Raw genomic sequence first — 19966 nt, 5'->3', positions numbered from 1 at the left:
GCCGTCCCCCTTCTCAGCGAGCGGTCGAGGTGTAGGGCAGCAGCGCCATCTCGCGGGCGTTCTTGACGGCGACCGCGACGTCGCGCTGGTGCTGGGAGCAGTTGCCGGTGACCCGGCGGGCGCGGATCTTGCCCCGGTCCGAGATGTACTTCCGGAGCAGGGTGGTGTCCTTGTAGTCGATGAGGTTGGCGTTCTTGTCCTTGCAGAACGCGCAGACCTTCTTCTTGGGCTTGCGCACAGGCGGCTTGGCCATGTGTGGACTCCTGGTATTACGCAGTGAAGTGTGGAGTGGACCGGTGCCGGTCTAGAAGGGTGGCTCGTCGGCGAAGCCGCCACCGGAGCCGGCCGGGGGCGCGGAGCCCCACGGGTCGTCGGCCGGGGCGCCGCCGCCGCCGCCGCGAGACTGACCGCCGCCGCCGAAGCCGCCGCCGCCGTCTCCACGGCTCACCTTGTTGACCTTCGCGGTCGCGTAGCGCAGCGAGGGGCCGATCTCGTCGACCTCAAGCTCGATGACGGTGCGCTTCTCGCCTTCCTTCGTCTCGAAGGAACGCTGGCGCAGCCGCCCGCTCACGAGCACGCGCGAACCGCGGGTGAGGGACTCGGCCACGTTCTCCGCGACCTGCCGCCACACGTTGCACCGCAGGAACAGCGCCTCCCCGTCCTTCCACTCACCGCTCGCCTTGTCGAACGTGCGGGGGGTGGACGCCACGGTGAAGCTCGCCACCGCGGCGCCGGACTGGGTGAAGCGGAGTTCGGGATCGGCGGTCAGGTTCCCGACCACCGTGATCGTCGTCTCGCCTGCCATGTTCCGGTGGCTCCTAGGCCTTGGCCTTGGCGGCTGCCTTGGCGGCGATGCGCGCGGCGGTCTTCGCGGCCTTGGCGGGCTCGCGGCGGATGACCTTCGTCCGCAGCACCGTCTCCTGGAGGCCCAGCTGGCGGTCCAGTTCCTTCACCGCTTCGGGGGTCGAGATCAGGTCGAGGACGGCGTAGATGCCCTCGGGGTTCTTGTTGATCTCGAAGCTCAGTCGGCGCTTGCCCCACACCTCGACCTTCTCCACGTTGCCACCCGTGGTGCGGATGACGTTGAGGAACGTGTCAAGGGACGGCGCGATCGTGCGCTCGTCGAGACTGGGGTCGAGGATGACCATCACTTCGTAATGACGCATGAAGACCACTCACCTCCTGTGGACTCGGCGGCCACGGACGTTCCGTGGCAGGAGGGTCGTCGCGTCAGCAACCCGTGGAGGGTAACAGGCGTGCGGGGCGCGGCCCGCGGCGGCCCGTCGGCCCAGGCCGGAGCACTCGGGTCGGGGTGCCTGGGTCAGGTGCTCGCTCGGGTCAGGCGACCGCTCGGCGCAGCACCCAGGTGCGCACGAGCGCGCCCGTCACGCACGACAGCAGCAGCACGGCCAGCAGCAGCGGGAACGCCACGCCACCGCCCATCCGGCCGGTGCCGGGCAGCGCCTGGGCGCGGCCCGCGGTCTGCACGCCGCCGGTGTCGTCCGCGCCGGGCAACCCGTAACCGGACCGGTTGCCGTTCAGGCCGCCGCCGTAGCGCACACCGGGCGACGGCGCGTACTGGCCGGGCACGGCGAACGGCAGGGAGCCGTAGCTGAACAGCGGCACGCGGCCGAAGTTGCCGCCCCACGGGTTCGCGCTGTACAGGGGCACGTCCAGCCCGCCGACGCCGCCGACGGGGTGCTGGACCGGCGTCTGACCGGCCGGGGTGCCGCCGGGCTGCGAGGTGCCGGGGTTGCCCGGGGTGCCGCCGGGCTTGCCGGTCTGCGGCGGCGGGTTCGGCGACGGCTGCCCGCCCGGCAGACCCGGCAGGCCGGGCAGCTGCCCGGTCGCCTGCTGCGAGGCGTCCGCGATCGCCTTCGACCCGTCCTGGACGGGCGCGGCGGCGTTGTTGACGCCCTGCACGGTGACACCGCACAGCTTGGTCAGCTCGGTGCGCACGCCCGTGGCGAGGGTGACGATGATCGGTCCGAGCAACGGCAGCTTGGCCAGCTCGGCGTTGACCTTGTTCGCGATCTCGCCGCCGGTGATGACGCCCGAGCCGGTGGGGATGGCGCCGATCGGGATGGGCGGCAGGGCCGAGAACGCCTGGCGGAACGGGTCCGCGAGCGGCGGCCCGAGCAGCGGGATCGCGCGGATCAGCTGCACCACCGGGTCGAGCACCGCGGCCGGGCTCAACGCCACCGGCGTGCCCGGCACACCCTGCACGGTCGTCGCGCAGCTACCCACCACGACGGGTTCGGCGGCCACCGCCGAACCGGAACCCGCGGCGGCGCCGGCCGTGCCGACCGCGAGCACGACGACCGCCGCGCCCACCAGTCGAGTGAGCCGGATCCGCATGTGGGCCTCCAGGGCGTGCCGCGTGCGTTTCGCGTTTCCTACTTACAAGTAACGAGCCTAAGTGCTCATGGTGACGCGAGTCATCCCCCTTGATGACAATTTTGCTATCGGCGGCCGTCGGCAGGACGTTGCAGCGCCCGACTACCCTGCACAGTCATGCGCATCGGGGCCCACGTCCGCGACGACGACCCGCTCGGCGCCGCCGTCGAACGCGGTGCCGACGTGGTCCAGTTCTTCCTCGCCGACCCGCAGGGGTGGAAGGCGCCCAAGCCGCACCCCCAGACCGATGGGTTGCTGGCCTCTGACCTGGACGTTTTCATCCACGCGCCGTACCTGGCCAACGTCGCGTCGCTCAACAACCGCATCCGGATCCCGTCGCGCAAGATCGTGCTCCAGCACGCCGAGGCGGCGGCGAAGGTCGGCGCCAAGGGCCTGATCGTGCACGGCGGGCACGTCACCAAGGGCGAGGACCCGAACGAGGGCATCGCGAACTGGCGGAAGATGTTCGAGCGGCAGGCCGACGGCGGAGGCTTCGCGGTCCCGATCCTGATCGAGAACACCGCGGGCGGCGAGAACGCCATGGCCCGCACGTTCGACATGCTCGGCAGGCTGTGGGACGCGGTCGGCGAGTTCGACGCCGGGTTCTGCCTGGACACCTGCCACGCGTTCGCCTCCGGCGAGGACCTGGTCGGCATCGTGGACCGGGTCAAGGCGATCACCGGGCGCGTCGACCTGGTCCACCTCAACAGCTCGCGCGACGAGTTCGGCTCCTCGCGCGACCGGCACGCCAACATCGCGTCCGGCAAGATCGACCCCGAGCAGCTGGTCGCGGTGGCTGCCGCCGCGGGCTCGCCGGTGCTGGTCGAGACACCGGACGAAGGGCAAGCGGAGGACATCGCGTTCCTCCGCGAGCACCTGGGCCGATGAGCGTGACACGGGAGGTGGTGGCCGTGCCGGAGCGCGCGGACGCCGGGTCGCGGTTGCCGCGGTTCGGTCGGGTCGCGCTCGCCGCGGTCGTCCTCCTGTGCGGGCTGACGATGTTCGTCGGCTTCCTCAACAAGGACCGCTGCACCGGGCCGGAGTTCGACCAGTGGGGCCGCAGCGCGCCCGACTACGAGGCGCGCAACAAGGCCGAGGTCTGCTACTCCGACATCCAGCACCTGTGGATCGGCCGTGACGTGGACCGGCACGTGTTCCCGTACGTGCACGGCAGCATCAACAGCAAGGGCGTGCTGGTCGGCGGCGTGGTCGAGTACCCGGTGCTGACCGGGCTGATGATCTGGGCCGGTGCGATCTTCGCCCAGACCGACGCGGCGTTCCTGCTGTTCTCGGCGTTGCTGATGGCGCCGTTCGGGCTGGCCACCGGGTGGTTGCTCGGCAAGCTCAGCCGGTGGCGCGCGCTGATCTGGGCGCTCGGCCCGCCGATGGTGCTCTACGCGTTCCACAACTGGGACCTGCCGGTCGTGTTCTGCGCGGTGGCGGCGGTGTACGTGGTGCACCGGGGCTGGGGGCGGCGCGAGCGGCCCTTGGTTGACCGCGCCGTGGTCGCGTCGGTGCTGCTGGGCATCGGGTTCGCGTTCAAGATCTACCCGGCGATCTTCGTGCTGCCGCTGTGCCTGTACGTGCTGACCGGTGGTCCGGGCGGGCGGTCGTTGCCGCGCGGTGCCCGGTACGACGTCGCGGGCGCGGTGAAGGTCGCGTTGGCGTCCGTGGTGACGGTGGTGCTGATCAACCTGCCGTTCGTGGTGGCCGGGCTGGAGGGCTGGAAGGCGTCGTTCGCGTTCCAGGGCCTGCGGCGGGTCGACATCACCACGAACTCGGTCTGGTTCTGGTCGATGCGGCCGTTCATGCCCGACGACACGATGCAGTCGCTGGTCGGCGTGCTGTCGCCGGTCGGGATCCTGGTCTCGTTCGGGCTGGCGTGCTGGCTCGGGTGGCGGCGGTTCCAGCGCGAGGGCAGCTACCCGTGGGTGCCGGTGTCGGCCGCGATGCTGTGCGGCTTCCTGCTGCTGCACAAGGTGCACTCGCCGCAGTACACGCTGTGGCTGGTGCCGATGTTCGTGCTGCTGCGGGTGAACTGGGGTTGGGTGGCGGCCTACTTCGCGGCGGACTTCGCCATGGGCGTGGGCATCTTCCGCTGGTACTACGCGATCGAGTTCGGCGAGCCGTCGGGCATCTACGACGGGTTCTCGGCGCAGGCCGTGGTGATCGGCGTGTGGGGCCGGGCCGCCCTGCTGGTGGCGTTGTTCCTGGTGTTCCTGAAGTCGGAGGTCACCTTCACCGACCGCAAGTTCTCCCGCCGCCGACGGCCCGCGCCCACGACCACCGCCTAGCCGGCCCGGGAGCCGGCGCCGACGGCGGCGTCGGCACCGGCGTCGGGGCGTCGCTTGAACCGCCACGCGAACCGGTCCGGCGCGCCGTCGACCACGCCGCCGCACGGGTCGTCGTCACCGGCCTGGCGCACCTTGTCCAGCTCCGGCCGGTAGATCTCGCGCACGATCATCGCGCACAGCACGATCACCGCGACGTCCCGCGCCACCACCGCGCCGAGGAACCAGTCGATGGGCAGCCCCTTGTTGTCCTCACCGAGGTAGAAGAACATCCGCGGCGCCCAGACCAGCGCGTCCACCGCCATCCACGCCAGCAGCGGCTTCCACCGCGGCAGCGCCAGCACCGCCAGCGGCACCAGCCACAGCGAGTACTGCGGGCTCCACACCTTGTTCGTCAGCAGGAACGCGGCCACCACGAGGAACGCCAGCTGCGCGAACCGGGGCCGCCGCGGCGCGGACATGGTCACGAACCCGATCGCCGCGCAGCACACCAGGAACAGCACCGCGCTTACCGTGTTCAACACCTCGGGCGCCTGCCCGTGCAGCAGCCCCGGGTCGAAGCCCTGCCACCCGGTCCACTGCGCGACCACGTTGTAGAGCGAGTCCGGGTCGACCCCGCGCTCGGTGTTCAGCCGGAAGAACTCACGCCACCCGTCGGGGTACAGCCACGCGATCGGCGCGTTCACCAGCGCCCACGTCGCCAGCGTCGCGCCCAGCGTGGTGAACCCGGCCCGCAGCCGGTTCGACCGCCAGCACAGCAGCAGCAACGGTCCCAGCAGGAACAGCGGGTAGAGCTTGGCCGCGCCGCCCAACCCCAGCAGCACGCCCGCCAGCACGGGGTTCTTGCGCGCCCACGCGAGCATGCCCGCCGTGGCGAACGCCGTGGCCAGCGTGTCGAAGTTGGTGAACGCGTGCACGATCACCAGGGGCGACACCGCCACCAGCACCGCGTCGTACGGTCGTCGCCTGGCCAGCTGCGCCACCGCGTACGCGGTCACCAGCCAGGCCAGCGCCAGCCACAGCGCGGTGATGTTGAAGTACACGATCACCGTCATGGGGTTCGGCAGCCACCCGGACGCGGCGATCGCCGTCCAGCCCTGCGCCATGCGCGCGTTGAGCAGCTGGAACATGCCCGTCAGCACGGGGTACTCCATGTACCGCACGTGCGCCGTCGGCTTGCCCTCGTCGTCCACCCACGACGTCTTGTAGGGGAACGTGTCCGGCTTGTCCAACCGCTCCGCCGTGTACAGCGGCACGGTGTCGGAGTAGCACATCGCGGTGAACTGCTTGCTGCCCCGCCAGTCGAGCTGCACCACGCCGTTGTCGTCCACGTACTGCTGGATGCACGGCGACTTCTGGAACCACGACAGCGCCAGCGTGACGACCGCGAACAGCAGCACCACGCGCAGCGGCGTCCAGAACCACTGCCTGCCGACCGACGCGTGCCGGCCGACCGGACCGCCCAGCGGCTTGCTCGCCGTCCGGGCCAGCGGTTCGGTCCAGGTCGGGTTGACCCGCTCGTCGGGGCCGAGCGAGACGGTGTCGTCGGCGTTCACCTGCGGGTCGTCGGTGTTCGCCGCAGGGCTGTCGGCGTTCGCCTGCGAGTGCTGCGAAGGGCTGGCCACGGGGACGGATGCTACGGGCACTGGTCAACAGCGGTTGTGAGGTCCGCCCATGTCCCGCCGCCGGCTTCGGGCCCGCGAACGGCGGAGGGCCCGAACCGGCGTGCTGCCGGGTCGGGCCCTCCGCGTGGCTACGGTGCTAACCCGTCGGTGGTGAGCCGCCGTTGCCGATGCCCGGATCGGGCGCGTTCTCGTCCGTCGACGTGGTGGTCGTGGGCGGGCAGGCGATGCCCACGCACGGCCGGGGCGTGCGAGTCGTCGAGCTGGGCTGGGTCCGGGTCGTCGTCGGGTCGGTCGTCGTCGTCCGGTTGTCCTCGTCGCGCTTGTTCGTGGTCGTCGTCGTGGTCGTCGTGGTCGTCGGCGCGGGGTTGTCGAACTGGTTGAGCTTGCGCGGCTTCGGGAACGGCTCCGGGGGCGTGCCCGCCAGGGCCTTGTCCATGAACCGCTTCCAGACCTGACCGGGCAGGCCACCACCGAAGACCGGGTTGCCCTTGGCGTCCTTCAACGCCACGTTGCCCTCGTCGCGACCCACCCACACCGACGCGGACAGCGACGGCGTGTAGCCGACCATCCAGGCCTTCGAGTTCTGGCTGGCGTCGTCGGGGAGCTCGTGCGTGCCGGTCTTGCCCGCGCACTCGCGACCCGCGCACGGGATCTTCGAGTACGTGAGGACGGGCTTGAGCGACTCGGTGACGTTGTCGGCGATGTCCTGGTTCTTCTGCGGGTCCGGGTCGAACGCCGGCCGGGACACGTCGACGTGCTGGTAGACCGCCTTGCCCTCGGCGTTGGTGATCTTCGAGATGAAGAACGGCTCGTGGTAGGTGCCGCGCGCGGCGAACGTGGCGTAGGCCGACGCCATGTCGAACGGCCGGACCTGCGCCTCACCACCGCCGATCGCGATACCGACGTTGGGCGGTCCGCCGTTCTCGCCGACCAGCAGGTCCTTCTTCTGGCCCTGGACCTCGACCGTCGGCGGGATGCCCGCGGCGATGGCGGCGTCGGCGACCGGCTTGGTGCCGATCTCGATCACCATCTCGTAGAACACGGTGTTCAGCGACATCCGCATCGCCTCGCGGATGGGGCACTTCTCACCGCACGTGTTGCCCGAGTCCGAGGCGTTGCGGATGGTGATGTTGGTGCCGCCGAGCTTGAACGTCTTCGGCGAGCGGCCGTCGTAGGTCGAGCCGAGGCCCTTGCCCGCCTTCAGCGCGGCCACCAGGTCGAACGGCTTGAACGACGACCCGGCTTCCTGGAGCGTGTTGGTCGCGTAGTCCAGGCCCGTGCCGTCCGCGCCGGCGTAGTACGCCCGCACCGCACCCGACTGCGGGTCGATCGCGGTGAGCGACGACCTCAGCTCCTTGGGCTGCGGGCCCATGATGTCGGCCACCGCCTCCTCGGCCGCCTGCTGCTTCGGCGGCTCGATGGTGGTGTGCACGGTCACGCCGACCTTCTGCGCCTTCTCGACGTCCCACTCGACCTTGGCCATCTCCTGGAGGACCTGCTCGCGGATGTGCAGGCGGGTCCCGCTCAGGCCGGACTGGTCGGCCTGCTCGACGGGCGTCGGGAACGGCGTGGTCTCGCGGTAGCTCTGGTCGATCCACTTGTACTCGAGCATCTGGTTCATCACGTAGGTCCAGCGCTCTTCCCGGTACGCCTGCTGCTCCGAGCGGCTCGGGTTCTGCACCATGCCCGCGAGCAGGGCGGCCTGCGCGTGGGTCAGGTCCTTCAGCTCGTTCACGCCGAAGTAGGCCTTCGCCGCGGTCTTGATGCCGTAGGCGCCCCGGCCGAAGTACACCGTGTTCAAGTACGCGGTCAGGATGTCTTCCTTGTCCTGCTGCTGCGACATCTTGTACGCGGTGACGGCTTCGGTGAACTTGCGGGTCAACGTCATGTCGGCCTGGTCGGTGGCTTCCTTGACGTACTGCTGGGTGAGGCCGGAGCCACCGCTCTGCTCGCCCTTGAGCTGGTACCAGCCCGCGCGGGCGATGGCGGTCAGGTCGAAGCCGACGTTCGTCATGAACGTCGGGTCCTCCGCGCCGAACACCGCGTGCTTGATCGAGTCCGGCAGGTCCTCGTACTTGACCATGCTGCGGTTCGCGTCGCCCGGGGCGTACTTGGTCATCTCGGTGCCGTCGGCGTAGAGGATCGTGATCGCCTTGCCCTGCGAGGCCGCGACGGCCTCGGGGTTCGGCACCTCCACCACCTGGTAGGCGATGGCGAACGCGACGACGGGCGCCAGCAGCATCAGCCCGAGGGCCACGTAGGTGGTCCGGCGCACGCGGCGCCACACCTTCTTGCGACGCACGGCGCGGGCCTCCTCCTCGGTCAGCTCCTCGTCGTACTCGTCGTCGTAGAACGGTTCGAGCTCGACCTCGTCCTCGCGGTGCGTGAGCAGCTCGGGCTCGCGGGGCGTGGTCTGGTACACGGGCGGCAGCAGGTCGGTCGGCTCCTCGCCGGGACGCCGCTGGGCGCCGGCCGGGCCCGCGGGGCCGCCGGGACCTCCGGGTCGGCGCGGACCGCCGGGACCGGCTACCGGGGGACGGCCGCCGGGCGGCACCGGGCCTCCGGGTCGGCGCACGCCGCCGGGAGGAGTGTTCGGACGCTGCGGCGGGCCGCCGGGCACGCTGCCCGCGACACCGAGGCCGTCGAGGCTGCCCGGACCGCCGGGACGCGGGCCGGGACCGGCCGGGGGCGGGCCGCCGGGCCTGCCGTTCGGCACGGGACCCGCGGGTCCGCCCGGACCACCGGGTCCGGCCGGCCTGCGTGGCGGCTGCCCACCTCGCGGCAGGCCGCCGGGCGGGGTGCCGCCGGACTGCGGGATGCCTCCCGGCGGCGTCCCCGGGCGGGAGAACCCGCCCGGTGGGGTGCCGTGCCGGGGGCCGTCGCCGGGAGCGCGCGCGAAACCACCTGGTGGGGTGTTCGGACGCTCCGGCTGATCCCCGGCGCCGTGACGTGGTGGGTGCCCGCCGCCGTCCGGGTCCTCCCCGGTCGGCCACTGCGGCTCCCCGCCACGATGCCTGTCGTCATGCTGGTCGTTCACGAAATGGCCTCCCAGACCGGCGTGCCCTTGCACGCGGTTCGGTGGTCGTACGCCGCTGCTCCTCGCCGGAGCGGCGCCCGTGGCCGGAGCAGGTTCACTCCGCCGCGGTCCTCCTGCGCGGCTTGCGAGAGTTCAGGCCACGCGTTCCCAGGACGTATGACTGCACCAGGTGGTTCCAACTACATGTGCGGCAAACCTCGACCACGTACACGGTGAACTCCTCGAAGAGGGTCGCCATGCGGGCCAGCTCATCGACGGTGCGCGCGGATCCGGCCGCGTGCTTGAGCTCGTCGCCGTAGACCCAGGACACGAGGGTCAGCGGTTCCTTGCGGCAGACCGGGCAGGTCACCTCGCTCGGCCGGCCGTGGAACTTCGCGGCCCGCAGCAGGTACGGGCTCGCGTCGCAGACCTCCATCGTGCCCACTCGGCCCGCGTAGACCTCCGCCAGCAGCGCACGGCGCTGCAAGGCGTAGTCCACGACCTGGCGTTGGGTCGACACGACGACCAGAGTACGTGCCGCCCCAAGCCCACCGATGGGCCGTTCAGGGCAGTGGGCCGAAGGCAGGGGTGGTTGTGTGCCACGCGACACGGCATAGGCGTGCGCGGATGTATCGCACCGATATACTCAGCTCACCCATCGGCGCTCACCTGAGCGAGGAGGTGCTACGTGCTGGAGTTCGCGGTCCTCGGCCTGCTGCACGAAGCGCCCATGCACGGCTACGAGCTGCGCAAGCGCTTGCACGAGTTGCTGGGGGCGTTCCGCGCGTTCTCCTACGGGACGCTGTACCCCACGTTGCGCAAGCTGCAACGCGGCGGCCTCATCGTCGAGGAAGTGCCCGAGGAGGACTCGGCCCGCTGGGCCCGCCGGGCGCGCAAGGTCTACAAGCTCACCGCCGAGGGCAAGGAGAGGTTCGCCGAACTGCTGGTCAACGCGGGTCCGCAGACGTGGGACGACGACTCGTTCGGCGTCCACCTGGCGTTCTTCTCCCGGACGCCCGCCGAGATCAGGATGCGCATCCTGGAAGGCCGCCGGCGGCGGGTCGAGGAGCGCCGCGAAGGGCTGCGCACCTCATTATCGGCCACCAGCGAGCGCATCGACCGGTACACCCGGGAGCTGCACCGGCTCGGGCTGGAGAGCACCGAGCGCGAAGTGCGGTGGTTGAACGAGCTGATCGCCCATGAGCAGGCCGAACAGCGCGAGCGGGACCAATAACCCCCCGAATACGAGCACGGAAGAAACAAGGAGGACTCGGCATGGGCGACAACCGCCGCACCGTTCGAGTGGCCATTGTCGGGGTCGGCAACTGCGCGGCGTCGCTGGTGCAGGGCGTCCACTACTACCGCGATGCCGACCCGAGCACCCGCGTGCCCGGTCTGATGCACGTCCGGTTCGGTGACTACCACGTGCGCGACATCGAGTTCGTCGCCGCGTTCGACGTGGACGCCAAGAAGGTCGGCGCGGACCTGTCCGAGGCCATCGGGGCGAGCGAGAACAACACGATCAAGATCGCCGACGTGCCGCCGCTCGGCGTCACCGTGCAGCGCGGGCACACGCTCGACGGTCTCGGCAAGTTCTACCGGGAGACCATCGAGGAGTCCGACGAGCAGCCGGTGGACGTGGTGCGGGCGCTGCGCGACGCCGAGGCCGACGTGCTGGTGTCGTACCTGCCGGTCGGCTCGGAGGAGGCGGACCGCTTCTACGCGCAGGCCGCCATCGACGCCGGTGTGGCGTTCGTCAACGCCCTGCCCGTCTTCATCGCCTCCGACCCGGAGTGGGCGGAGAAGTTCCGCGCGGCGGGCGTGCCGATCGTCGGCGACGACATCAAGTCGCAGGTCGGCGCCACCATCACGCACCGCGTGCTGGCCAAGCTGTTCGAGGACCGCGGCGTGCAGCTCGACCGCACCATGCAGCTCAACGTGGGCGGGAACATGGACTTCCTGAACATGAAGGAGCTGGAGCGGCTGGAGTCCAAGAAGGTCTCCAAGACGCAGGCGGTGACCTCGCAGGTCGACCGCGACCTCGGCAAGCGCAACGTGCACATCGGCCCGTCCGACTACGTGGCGTGGCTGGACGACCGCAAGTGGGCGTACGTGCGGCTGGAGGGCCGGGCGTTCGGCGACGTGCCGCTGAACCTGGAGTACAAGCTGGAGGTGTGGGACTCGCCGAACTCGGCGGGGATCATCATCGACGCGGTGCGTGCGGCGAAGATCGCGCTGGACCGGGGGATCGGCGGCCCGATCCTGTCCGCCTCGTCGTACTTCATGAAGTCGCCGCCCGTGCAGTACTCGGACTCCGAGGCGCACGAGGCGGTCGAGGCGTTCATCCGCGGCGACGTCGAGCGCTGACACCCGCGCCCCCGCACCCGGCCCGTGCTCGCGCCGGGTGCGGGGGCGTGCTCAGCGCTTGGAGAGCCGCAGCGACTGCCACGACCCGTCGGCGGTCCACCCGCCGTCCACCGGCAGGGCGACGCCGTTGACGAACCCGCTGCGGGCCGGGTCGGCCAGGAAGGCGACGGCCTGGGCGATGTCGTCGGGCGTCGCGAACCGGCCCATCGGCACGTGGTCGGTGATGTCGCCGTCACCGTAGTGCCCGCCCGCCTGCGACTCGACGTCCATCTCGGTCTTCACCCAGCCGGGGCACACCGCGTTGACCCGGACCCCGCGCCCGCCCCACTCCACGGCGAGCGTGCGCGTCATCCCGATCAACCCGTGCTTGGTGGTGTTGTAGGCGGCCCGGTCCGCGACCCCGCGCAGCCCGGCCACGGACGCGATGTTGACCACCGCCCCCCGGCCGCGCGCCAGCATCGACCGCCCCAACGCCTGCGTGAGCAGGAACGGCCCGGTGAGGTTCACCGCCAGCATCCGGTGCCACAACTCCGGTGACGTGTCCTCGAACGGCGCGATCCCCGCGATCCCGGCGTTGTTGACCAGCACGTCCACCCGCTCCCCGACCCGTTCGGCCACCCTGGCCACGTCGTCGGGCGACGACACGTCCCCGACCACCCCGCCGTCGGTCTCCACGAGGTCGAACCCGACGACCTCGTACCCGTCCTCCCGCAACACCTCGACCACCCGCGCCCCGATCCCCTGCGCCGCACCGGTGACCACCGCAACTCGTCGCTCCATGGGCCCAACGCTAGGGCGTGGGCAGCGCCGCGGGCAGGTCCGAGAGCTCGCGCAACACGGTGACGTGCGCCAACACCGCCGGGTCCGGGGGGAAGTGGGGGTTCGGCACGGCGTAGACGGTCATGCCCGCGGCCAGGGCGGCGCGCAGGCCGTTGGTCGAGTCCTCGACCGCCGCGCTGCGGGTGGGGTCGGCGCCCAGCTTCGAGGTGGCCAGCAGGTACACGTCCGGCGCGGGCTTGCCGGCTCCCGCCTGCTCGCTGGAGACGGCCACCCGGACCACGTCGGTCAGGTCGGTCGCGGCGAGGAACGACTTGATCAGCACCGGCGGGGACGAGCTGGCGATGGCCACCGGGTAGTGGGACGCCACCTCGCGCACGACGTCCACCGCGCCCGGCAGCACGGGCGGGCCTTCGGCGTAGCGCTCGGCCATCTCGCCGATCACGCCGGCCGCCGCCCGCGCCGGGGTCAGCCGCACGCCCACCTCGGCCACCAGGTACGCCGCCCACTCGGGCGTGCTCATGCCCTGCATCGCCCGGGTCGCGGCGGGCGGCCACGTGCCGCCGTGCCGGGCGGCGAAGGCCTGCCGCACCTCGTCCCACATCCGCTCGGAGTCCACCAGCACGCCGTCGAGGTCGAACACCACCGAGTCCACACCCCCGACCGTAGTGCTCATCGCCGTCTTCGCCCGCCCGGTCGCCGTCCGCGACCGCACGACCACACGGGGTGCGAGCAGGGGATTGCGAGTGGGTGACGATCGAGGTGTTCGCCTCGCGTTCACCTCGAAGTCCGCTGTCGGAGGAGTTGCCCTCTTACGGTCGCCCGGTTCCCACTGAGCGATATCGGAGGTCCGCGTGTCCTCATCCACCGATCGGGGGCGGCGCCTGCTGCCCCTGCTGCCCAACCACCCCCTCGGGCGTTCGGCGATCACCTGCAAGTACCGCTGCGGCGACGCGTGCGCGCACGAGGCGCCCAACACGTCCGGCAACGCCTACTTCGGTGACGTCGTCGGCGAGGTCGTGCGTCGGCGCGGCCTGCTGAAGGCGGGCGCCGTCCTGGCCGTCGCGGGCGCGGGTGTCGGGCTGGTCGGTGCCGGCAGCGCCGCCGCGAAGCCCGAGGTCGAGATCGACCTCGACCTGGGCGGCGGGCGGCGCCGGGACGGCCTGAACTTCGCCGCCGTCGCGCCCAACACCGAGGACCGCGTCGTCACGCCCGAGGGCTACGAGCAGGGCGTCGTGCTGCGCTGGGGCGACCCGGTGGTGCCCGGCGCGCCCGCGTTCGACTTCGACCGCCAGAGCCCGGCGGCGCAGGCGAAGCAGTTCGGCTACAACTGTGACTTCGTCGGCCTGGTGCCGGTCGGCAGGCACGACCAGTGGGTGCTCGTGGCCAACCACGAGTACACCTCCGAGGAGTTCCTGTTCAAGAACTGGGACGCGGCCAACCCCACCCGTGAGCAGACCGAGATCGCCTGGGCCGCGCACGGCATGTCGGTCGTGCTGGTCGAGCGGGACCGGCGCAGCGGCAAGCTCGTGCCCAAGGTGGACCGGCGCTACAACCGGCGCGTCACCGCGACCACGGAGTTCAAGGTCACCGGCCCGGCGGCGGGTTCGGCGCACCTCAAGACCTCGGCCGACCCGACCGGCACGAAGGTGCTGGGCACGCTCAACAACTGCGCCGGCGGCGTCACCCCGTGGGGCACGATCCTGTCCGGCGAGGAGAACTTCAACCAGTACTTCGCCAACGCGGGCTCGGTCACCGACCCGGTGGCCAAGGCGCGGCTCGCCCGCTACGGCCTGTCCGGCGCGGCGTCCACCCGCAAGTGGGAGCGGTTCGACAAGCGGTTCGACGTGGCCCAGGAGCCCAACGAGGTCAACCGGTTCGGCTGGGTCGTCGAGATCGACCCGCTCGACCCGGACTCGACCCCGGTCAAGCACACCGCGCTGGGCCGATTCAAGCACGAGGGCGCGAACGTGATCATCGCCCGCGACGGCCGCGTGGTCGCGTACATGGGTGACGACGAGCGCTTCGACTACATGTACAAGTTCGTTTCCGACGAGAAGTTCAAGCCGGGCAACAGCAAGCACGCCCGCGAGCACAACAAGAAGCTGCTCGACAAGGGCACGCTCTACGTCGCCCGCTTCACCGGCGACAGCCCGGCCGCCGAGATCGACGGCACCGGCAAGCTGCCCGCCGACGGCGAGTTCGACGGCTCGGGCGAGTGGATCAGGCTGGCCGCCGGCGACCGGTCGTTCGTGCCCGGCTTCACCGCCGAGGAGGTCTACGTCTTCACCCGGCTCGCGGCGGACGCCGTCAGCCCGACCAAGATGGACCGCCCCGAGGACGTCGAGCCGAACCCGCGCAACCGCCGGGTGTACGCGGCGCTGACCAACAACACCGACCGCGGCAAGGCGGGCAAGGAAGGCGCGACCGAGCCGAACCCGCGGCTGAACAACCGGCACGGGCACGTGCTGGAGCTGGAGGAGCGCCGCGGCGACAACACCGCCACGTCGTTCTCCTGGAAGCTGCTGCTGGTGTGCGGCGACCCGACCTCGCCCGACACGTACTTCGGCGGCTACGACAAGACCCAGGTCTCGCCGATCTCGTGCCCGGACAACGTCGCGTTCGACGCGCGGGGCAACCTGTGGATCTCCACCGACGGCAACGCCCTGAAGTCCAACGACGGCCTGTTCGCGGTGCCGGTCGAGGGCCCGTACCGCGGCCGGGTGAAGCAGTTCCTCACCGTGCCGAAGGGCGCCGAGACGTGCGGCCCGGTCGTCGAGGACGACTTCGTGCTCGTGGCCGTGCAGCACCCCGGCGAGATCGACGGCGCGTCGGCCGGGAACCCGCTGTCGCACTGGCCGGACGGCGGCACCTCCCAGCCCCGCCCGTCCGTGGTCGCGGTGTGGAAGAAGGACAAGGGCCGCATCTGCGGCTGATCCCGAGGTGGGGGGCTCGCGCCGAGCGCCGGGCCCCCCACTCACCCCCGCGCGTGTCCCGAACGTGGGACACGCGCGGTTAGGGTTCGGGCATGAGTCGACCCGTTGCCCTGATCACGGGGGCGTCGCGCGGTATCGGTGCGGCGGTCGCCCGTGCCCTCGCCCCCACGCACGACCTGGTGCTCGGTGGTCGGGACGAGGGCGCGTTGGCCGAGCTGGCCGGGTCGTTGGGGTCCGCCCGCCCTTGGCCGGTGGAGCTGACCGACGCCGACGCCCTGGCCGCCGCCGTCGCCCGCCTCACCCGGCTGGACGTCCTCGTGCACAGCGCCGGCATCGCCGAACTCGGCCCGCTCGCCGAGGCGACCGCGGACGTCTGGCGCCGCACCCTCGACCTCAACGTCGTCGCCGTCGCCGAGCTCACCCGGCTGGCGCTGCCCCTCCTGCGCGCCGCGCGCGGCCACGTGGTGCTGATCAACTCCGGCGCGGGCCTGCGGGTCAACCCCGACTGGGGCGTCTACGCGGCGAGCAAGTTCGCCCTCCGCGCCTTCGGCGACGCCCTGCGCGCCGAGGAGGAGGACCTCCGCGTCACGTCCGTCCACCCGGGACGCGTCGACACCGACATGCAGCGCGGCGTCCGGGACCAGGAGAACGGCGACTACCAGCCGCACCTGTACCTGCACCCGGACTCCGTCGCCCGCGCCGTCGCCACCGCCGTGCACGCGGGCGACGACGCCCACTTCACCGAGATCGTCGTCCGACCCCGGCCGCGCACCGGCTGACTACCGCAGCCGGGCGGCCACCTCGCGCACGCCGGCCTGCGCCGCTTGCCGGTCCACGTTCGTGGTCTCGCCGTCGGCCACCACCTGCTTGCCCGCCACCCACACGTCCTTGACCCGCCGCGTGCCCGACGCCCACACCAGGTTCGCCAGCACCTGCTCGTCCGGCGCGTCCAGCCCGGTGGCGAACGCCGGGTCGTCCACGTCCACGTGCACGACGTCGCCCCACCGGCCCGGCTCCAACGCGCCCAGGTCGTCCCGGCCCAACGCCGCCGCCCCACCGCGCGTGGCCAGCAGCAACGCGTCCGCCGCACGCATCGCCGTCGCGTCCCGCGTGGTCACCCGGGCGAGCAGGGCGGCCAGCCTGGCCTCCTCGAACAGGTCCAGGTCGTCGTTGGACGCCGGCCCGTCGGTGCCCAACCCGACCGCGACCCCCGCGTCCAGGTAGGACCGCAGCGGCGCGATGCCGGACGCCAGCTTGGTGTTCGAACCGGGGCAGTGCGCGATCCCCACCCCGTGCTTGGCGTAGATGGCCACGTCCTCCGGCGACAGGTGCACCGAGTGCGCCGACAGCACCCGCCCGCCCAGCACGCCGGCCTGCTCCAGCAGCCGCGGCACGGAGCCGTGCGAGGCCCGCTGCTCCAGGTCCTCCTCCTCCGACTCCGCCACGTGCACCTGCACCAGCGCACCGCGGTCACGCGCCTCGCCGGCGATCTCGCCCAGCGCCTGCGGCGTCAGGATGTACGCCGAGTGCGGCCCGTAGCTCAGCTCGATCCGCTCGTCCGGCCCGAACCGCAGCCCGTCGGCGTCGATCCACCGGGTGATCTCGTCGGTCATCGGCCGCCACGGCATCCCGGGCAGGTCCATGATCGCCGCACCGAACAGCACCCGGGACCCGGCGGCCAGCACCGCGTCCGCGAGCTGCTCGCCGTGGAAGTACATCTCCGCGCTGGTCGTCACGCCGTTGCGGAGCATCTCCACCGCGCCGAGCAGCATGCCGACCCGGATGTCCTCGGGCTTCATCTTCGCCTCGGCGGGCCACATCGCCTCGCGCAGCCAGCGCAGCAGCGGCAGGTCACCGCCCAGCCCGCGCAGCAGCACCATCGGGCTGTGCGCGTGGGTGTTCACCAGACCGGGCAGCAGGATCCCGCTCAACCGGCGGACCTCGCCGGTGAACTCCGGCGCGTCGGCCTCCGCGCCGACGTGCGTGACGCGCCCGTCGACGACGTCGACCACGGCGTCGCGCAGGACGGTGCAGGCGGGATCGCAGGGCAGGACGACGGGGGCGTGCAGGCGCAGCGACATGCCCCCGATCCTGCCGCACCCGATCGAGCGACACACAACGTGTCGGCGCACGCGTCGGGTCGTAACCCGAACAGTGGGTTTGACCTTCTTGGGCGGTGTTCACCCGCCAGGTGGACGTAATCTCCGAAAAGTTGGAAGAGGTGGTCGTCCCCCTGATCCGGCGAAGGAGTGGCAGTGGCTCGTGGCGGTGTAGGTGGTCGGTGCGGCGAGCGGCGCGGCAAGGGCCAGCCCGCGGTGGACGTCCTGCGGTCGGAGGCTGATTTCTCCGACCCGGGCCTGTCGCGGGAACGTCGTTGGCTCGCGTTGTTCCTGTTGGTGCACCTGGTGGATGAACACGGCCGGATGGGCACCGCGTACCGGCGGGTGCTCCGGCGGGCGGCGCGCACGCCCGGGCACTGGGCCCAAGGCCGGTCGTTGGGCGCGGTCCGGGCCGAGGTGACGCGCTGGATCGGCGTGCACGCGAAGGCCGACAGCGTGCCGCCGTGGGAGCGGCTGGCCGACCTGATCCACGCCGCCGTGCCGGTGCGGCACGTGCCCGACGTGCTCGCGACCGCGCGCCACCTGCACGGCCTGGTCACCGGGGAGGCGACCGACGCACCGCGGCCGAGCTGGTTGGACCCGGCCGTCGAGGACGTCACCACCGCGTTGATCGGCGGCCCGGAGTGGGCGCGCAAGCACGGCCTGCCCGTGCCCCGGAGCGCGCCGCAGATCGTGCCGGAGCCCGCGTGCGGGATCGCGCCGGCCGGCACACCGGTCGAGGTGCCGCGGCCCGGCACACCCGCCGACGAGGACCCCGCCGACGAGGGCCCGTCCCGGGACCGCGAGTCGAGCGCGTACGAGATGCTGTGGGCGGTGGTCCGGGTGCACCGCGACGCGGAGGCGCGGATCGCCCAGCTGGAGCACCAGGTCCGCCGGCTGCACGAGGAGAACGCCCGGCTCACCGGCGACGTCACCACCTGGCTCGGCGACTACCGGCCGAGCATCCCGGACCAGGACCGCGGCCCCCGCCCGCGCCGGCCGGTGACCGATCGCCACCTCTCGCTGGAGGACCCGGCACCGACCTTCACCTACCCGCTGCCCGCCGAGCTGCCCGCGACGCACCCCACCGCGGGCTGACCGGCGCGACACCCCACGGCGGGCCGGCCCGACCCGTCACCGCGTGACGGGCAGGGCGGCCCGCACCTCCCAACCGCCGTCGGCGCGCCGGCCCGCGCTGAACTCGCCGCCCAGCAGCTCGACCCGCTCGCGCATGCCCACCAACCCGTAGCCACCGGACCCGCCGACCGGCGCCGCCTTCCGCGCCCGCCCGTCGTCGGCCACCAGCACGTGCACCACGCCGTCGGACACCGACACCGAGACGTCCACCGAGGACGCGCCCTCGGCGTGCTTGCGGGCGTTGGTCAACGACTCCTGCACCAACCGCAGCACCGAGCGGCCCAACGACGGCGGCACGGGCGCCGGCAGGTCGACCCGCAGCCGCACCGGCTGACCGGACCGCTCCACCACCTCGCGCACGTCGTCGGCGAGGTCGCTGGACGCGGTCGGCGCGTCGGCCTCGGTGTCGCGCAGCGTCCCCACCAGGCGGCGCATCTCGGCCAACGCCTCGTCGCCGCTGCGCACGATGATCGGCAACGCCTCACCCGCGGCCGACGGCACGGCCTGCGCCGCCCGCGCGTGCACCACCATCCCGGTCACGTAGTGCGCGACCACGTCGTGCAGCTCGCGCGCCAGCGCCATGCGCTCGGCGTGCTGCGCCGCCGCGACCTCGGCCCGCACGGCGGTCGCGCGTTCCCGGTCGCGGGCGCGGAAGTACAACCCGGTGCCGACCGACAGCGCGAGCAGCACCGCGCCGCCGACCACCTGCTGCCACGGGCCGGGCCCCTGGTAGCCGTCCGGCCAGTACCGCGACCAGTAGTCCGGCCGCACCGCCCCGGTGCCCGCGGCCACCGCGACGAGCACGACCACCGCCACCGCCGCGCGCACGAGCGGCGCCTGCCGCACGACCACCGCGGTGATCGCCATCACCGCCGCGGTCTCGGAGACCACCAGACCGCTGATGGCCGGCACCTTGGGCGCGACGTCCAGCACCCGCAGCACCACCGACGAGGCGGCCACCGCCGTGGCGGCGCTCAGCGCGGCGTCGAACGGGCGCCGGGGCGCGAGCACGGCCAGCGCGCACACCACCGCCGTGCCGGGCAACTGCCACCAGCCGGCCTCGCCGAGCACCTCGCCGCCGAGGAAGAAGAGCAGGGCGCACGCCAGCGGCCACTGGCGGCGCAGCAGGGTCCGCCACCCGAGGTGAGTGCTCTCCACGGGATCCCACCGTAGGTCCTCGGGGTGGACGGCGCGTCCGACCCCGGTCGGGTGGGTCATCCACCGCGAGGCTGACCCGAACGCGTGCCGAAACACACCAGTGGCCGATGTCGGATGACGAATTGCGGGGTGACTCTTGAGTGGTGAGTCGGGGAACGGAGGA

Annotated in this window: 18 protein-coding genes; 7 read left to right on the top strand and 11 right to left on the bottom strand. The window is 72.0% G+C overall.

The genetic code is table 11. The features are described from left to right. Nucleotides 1–13: 13 nt before the first annotated feature. From rpsR to ACYVLT_RS30720, 4 genes are all read right to left on the bottom strand, one after another. On the bottom strand, nt 14–253 hold the full coding sequence (gene rpsR, locus ACYVLT_RS30735) for a 30S ribosomal protein S18 (RefSeq protein WP_015805710.1): 240 nt from the start codon (nt 251–253) through the stop codon (nt 14–16). A gap of 51 nt (nt 254–304) precedes the next feature. Beyond that, nucleotides 305–805 carry a single-stranded DNA-binding protein gene (locus ACYVLT_RS30730; RefSeq protein WP_360448716.1) on the bottom strand — a complete coding sequence of 167 codons (501 nt, stop codon included), beginning with the start codon at nt 803–805 and terminating at the stop codon, nt 305–307. A 13-nt stretch (nt 806–818) separates the two neighbouring features. Then, entirely contained in the window at nt 819–1166 is a 348-nt protein-coding gene (gene rpsF / locus ACYVLT_RS30725) for a 30S ribosomal protein S6 (RefSeq protein WP_461123656.1), read from the bottom strand. A gap of 172 nt (nt 1167–1338) precedes the next feature. Beyond that, on the bottom strand, nt 1339–2358 hold the full coding sequence (locus ACYVLT_RS30720; protein WP_461123655.1) for a hypothetical protein: 1020 nt from the start codon (nt 2356–2358) through the stop codon (nt 1339–1341). Nucleotides 2359–2514: 156 nt separating this feature from the next. Between ACYVLT_RS30720 and ACYVLT_RS30715 the strand changes: the two genes are divergently transcribed. Both ACYVLT_RS30715 and ACYVLT_RS30710 read left to right on the top strand, forming a co-directional pair. Then, nucleotides 2515–3285 carry a deoxyribonuclease IV gene (locus tag ACYVLT_RS30715; RefSeq protein WP_360448720.1) on the top strand — a complete coding sequence of 257 codons (771 nt, stop codon included), beginning with the start codon at nt 2515–2517 and terminating at the stop codon, nt 3283–3285. Next, entirely contained in the window at nt 3282–4691 is a 1410-nt protein-coding gene (locus tag ACYVLT_RS30710) for a glycosyltransferase family 87 protein (protein WP_461123654.1), read from the top strand. The genes ACYVLT_RS30715 and ACYVLT_RS30710 overlap by 4 nt, the downstream gene beginning before the upstream one ends. Here ACYVLT_RS30710 and ACYVLT_RS30705 read toward each other — a convergent pair. From ACYVLT_RS30705 to ACYVLT_RS30695, 3 genes are all read right to left on the bottom strand, one after another. Further along, complete coding sequence (locus ACYVLT_RS30705; protein ID WP_461123653.1) at nt 4688–6313, bottom strand: glycosyltransferase family 87 protein; 1626 nt, start codon at nt 6311–6313, stop codon at nt 4688–4690. The two genes, ACYVLT_RS30710 and ACYVLT_RS30705, sit on opposite strands and share 4 nt — an antisense overlap. Nucleotides 6314–6449: 136 nt before the next feature. Beyond that, a complete protein-coding gene (locus ACYVLT_RS30700; protein WP_461123652.1) occupies nt 6450–9350 on the bottom strand; it encodes a transglycosylase domain-containing protein in 2901 nt (966 codons plus the stop codon). 94 nt (nt 9351–9444) lie between these two features. After that, nucleotides 9445–9849, bottom strand: coding sequence for a DUF5318 domain-containing protein (locus ACYVLT_RS30695; RefSeq protein ID WP_461123651.1), 405 nt, complete (start codon nt 9847–9849; stop codon nt 9445–9447). 168 nt (nt 9850–10017) lie between these two features. On the opposite strand from ACYVLT_RS30695, the gene ACYVLT_RS30690 reads away from it, so the two are divergent. Beyond that, nucleotides 10018–10563: a PadR family transcriptional regulator gene (locus ACYVLT_RS30690; protein ID WP_461123650.1), complete on the top strand. Its 546-nt coding sequence runs from the start codon at nt 10018–10020 to the stop codon at nt 10561–10563. A 41-nt stretch (nt 10564–10604) separates the two neighbouring features. Continuing rightward, complete coding sequence (locus ACYVLT_RS30685) at nt 10605–11696, top strand: inositol-3-phosphate synthase (protein WP_461123649.1); 1092 nt, start codon at nt 10605–10607, stop codon at nt 11694–11696. A 51-nt stretch (nt 11697–11747) separates the two neighbouring features. Here the strand turns inward: ACYVLT_RS30685 and ACYVLT_RS30680 are convergent, their stop codons facing one another. Both ACYVLT_RS30680 and ACYVLT_RS30675 read right to left on the bottom strand, forming a co-directional pair. Further along, nucleotides 11748–12476 (bottom strand): SDR family NAD(P)-dependent oxidoreductase, encoded by a 729-nt coding sequence (locus tag ACYVLT_RS30680; RefSeq protein WP_461123648.1) that lies wholly within the window; start codon nt 12474–12476, stop codon nt 11748–11750. A 10-nt stretch (nt 12477–12486) separates the two neighbouring features. Beyond that, complete coding sequence (locus tag ACYVLT_RS30675) at nt 12487–13128, bottom strand: HAD family hydrolase (RefSeq protein WP_461123647.1); 642 nt, start codon at nt 13126–13128, stop codon at nt 12487–12489. Between the two features lie 199 nt (nt 13129–13327). On the opposite strand from ACYVLT_RS30675, the gene ACYVLT_RS30670 reads away from it, so the two are divergent. Both ACYVLT_RS30670 and ACYVLT_RS30665 read left to right on the top strand, forming a co-directional pair. Continuing rightward, a complete protein-coding gene (locus tag ACYVLT_RS30670; protein ID WP_461123646.1) occupies nt 13328–15409 on the top strand; it encodes a PhoX family protein in 2082 nt (693 codons plus the stop codon). A gap of 92 nt (nt 15410–15501) precedes the next feature. Next, on the top strand, nt 15502–16188 hold the full coding sequence (locus ACYVLT_RS30665) for an SDR family oxidoreductase (protein WP_461123645.1): 687 nt from the start codon (nt 15502–15504) through the stop codon (nt 16186–16188). Here the strand turns inward: ACYVLT_RS30665 and ACYVLT_RS30660 are convergent, their stop codons facing one another. Then, a complete protein-coding gene (locus tag ACYVLT_RS30660) occupies nt 16189–17490 on the bottom strand; it encodes an amidohydrolase family protein (RefSeq protein WP_461123644.1) in 1302 nt (433 codons plus the stop codon). It lies immediately after the preceding gene. A gap of 174 nt (nt 17491–17664) precedes the next feature. On the opposite strand from ACYVLT_RS30660, the gene ACYVLT_RS30655 reads away from it, so the two are divergent. Continuing rightward, the gene (locus tag ACYVLT_RS30655; RefSeq protein ID WP_461123643.1) at nt 17665–18606 is read left to right on the top strand and encodes a hypothetical protein; all 942 of its coding nucleotides are present in this window, start codon (nt 17665–17667) and stop codon (nt 18604–18606) included. 36 nt (nt 18607–18642) lie between these two features. On the opposite strand, the gene ACYVLT_RS30650 is transcribed toward ACYVLT_RS30655, so the two are convergent. Further along, nucleotides 18643–19803, bottom strand: coding sequence for a sensor histidine kinase (locus ACYVLT_RS30650; RefSeq protein ID WP_461123642.1), 1161 nt, complete (start codon nt 19801–19803; stop codon nt 18643–18645). Between the last annotated feature and the right edge of the window lie 163 nt (nt 19804–19966).

It is taken from the genome of Saccharothrix stipae (genome assembly GCF_054781895.1).
This window is presented reverse-complemented; position numbering and strand designations above follow the sequence as displayed.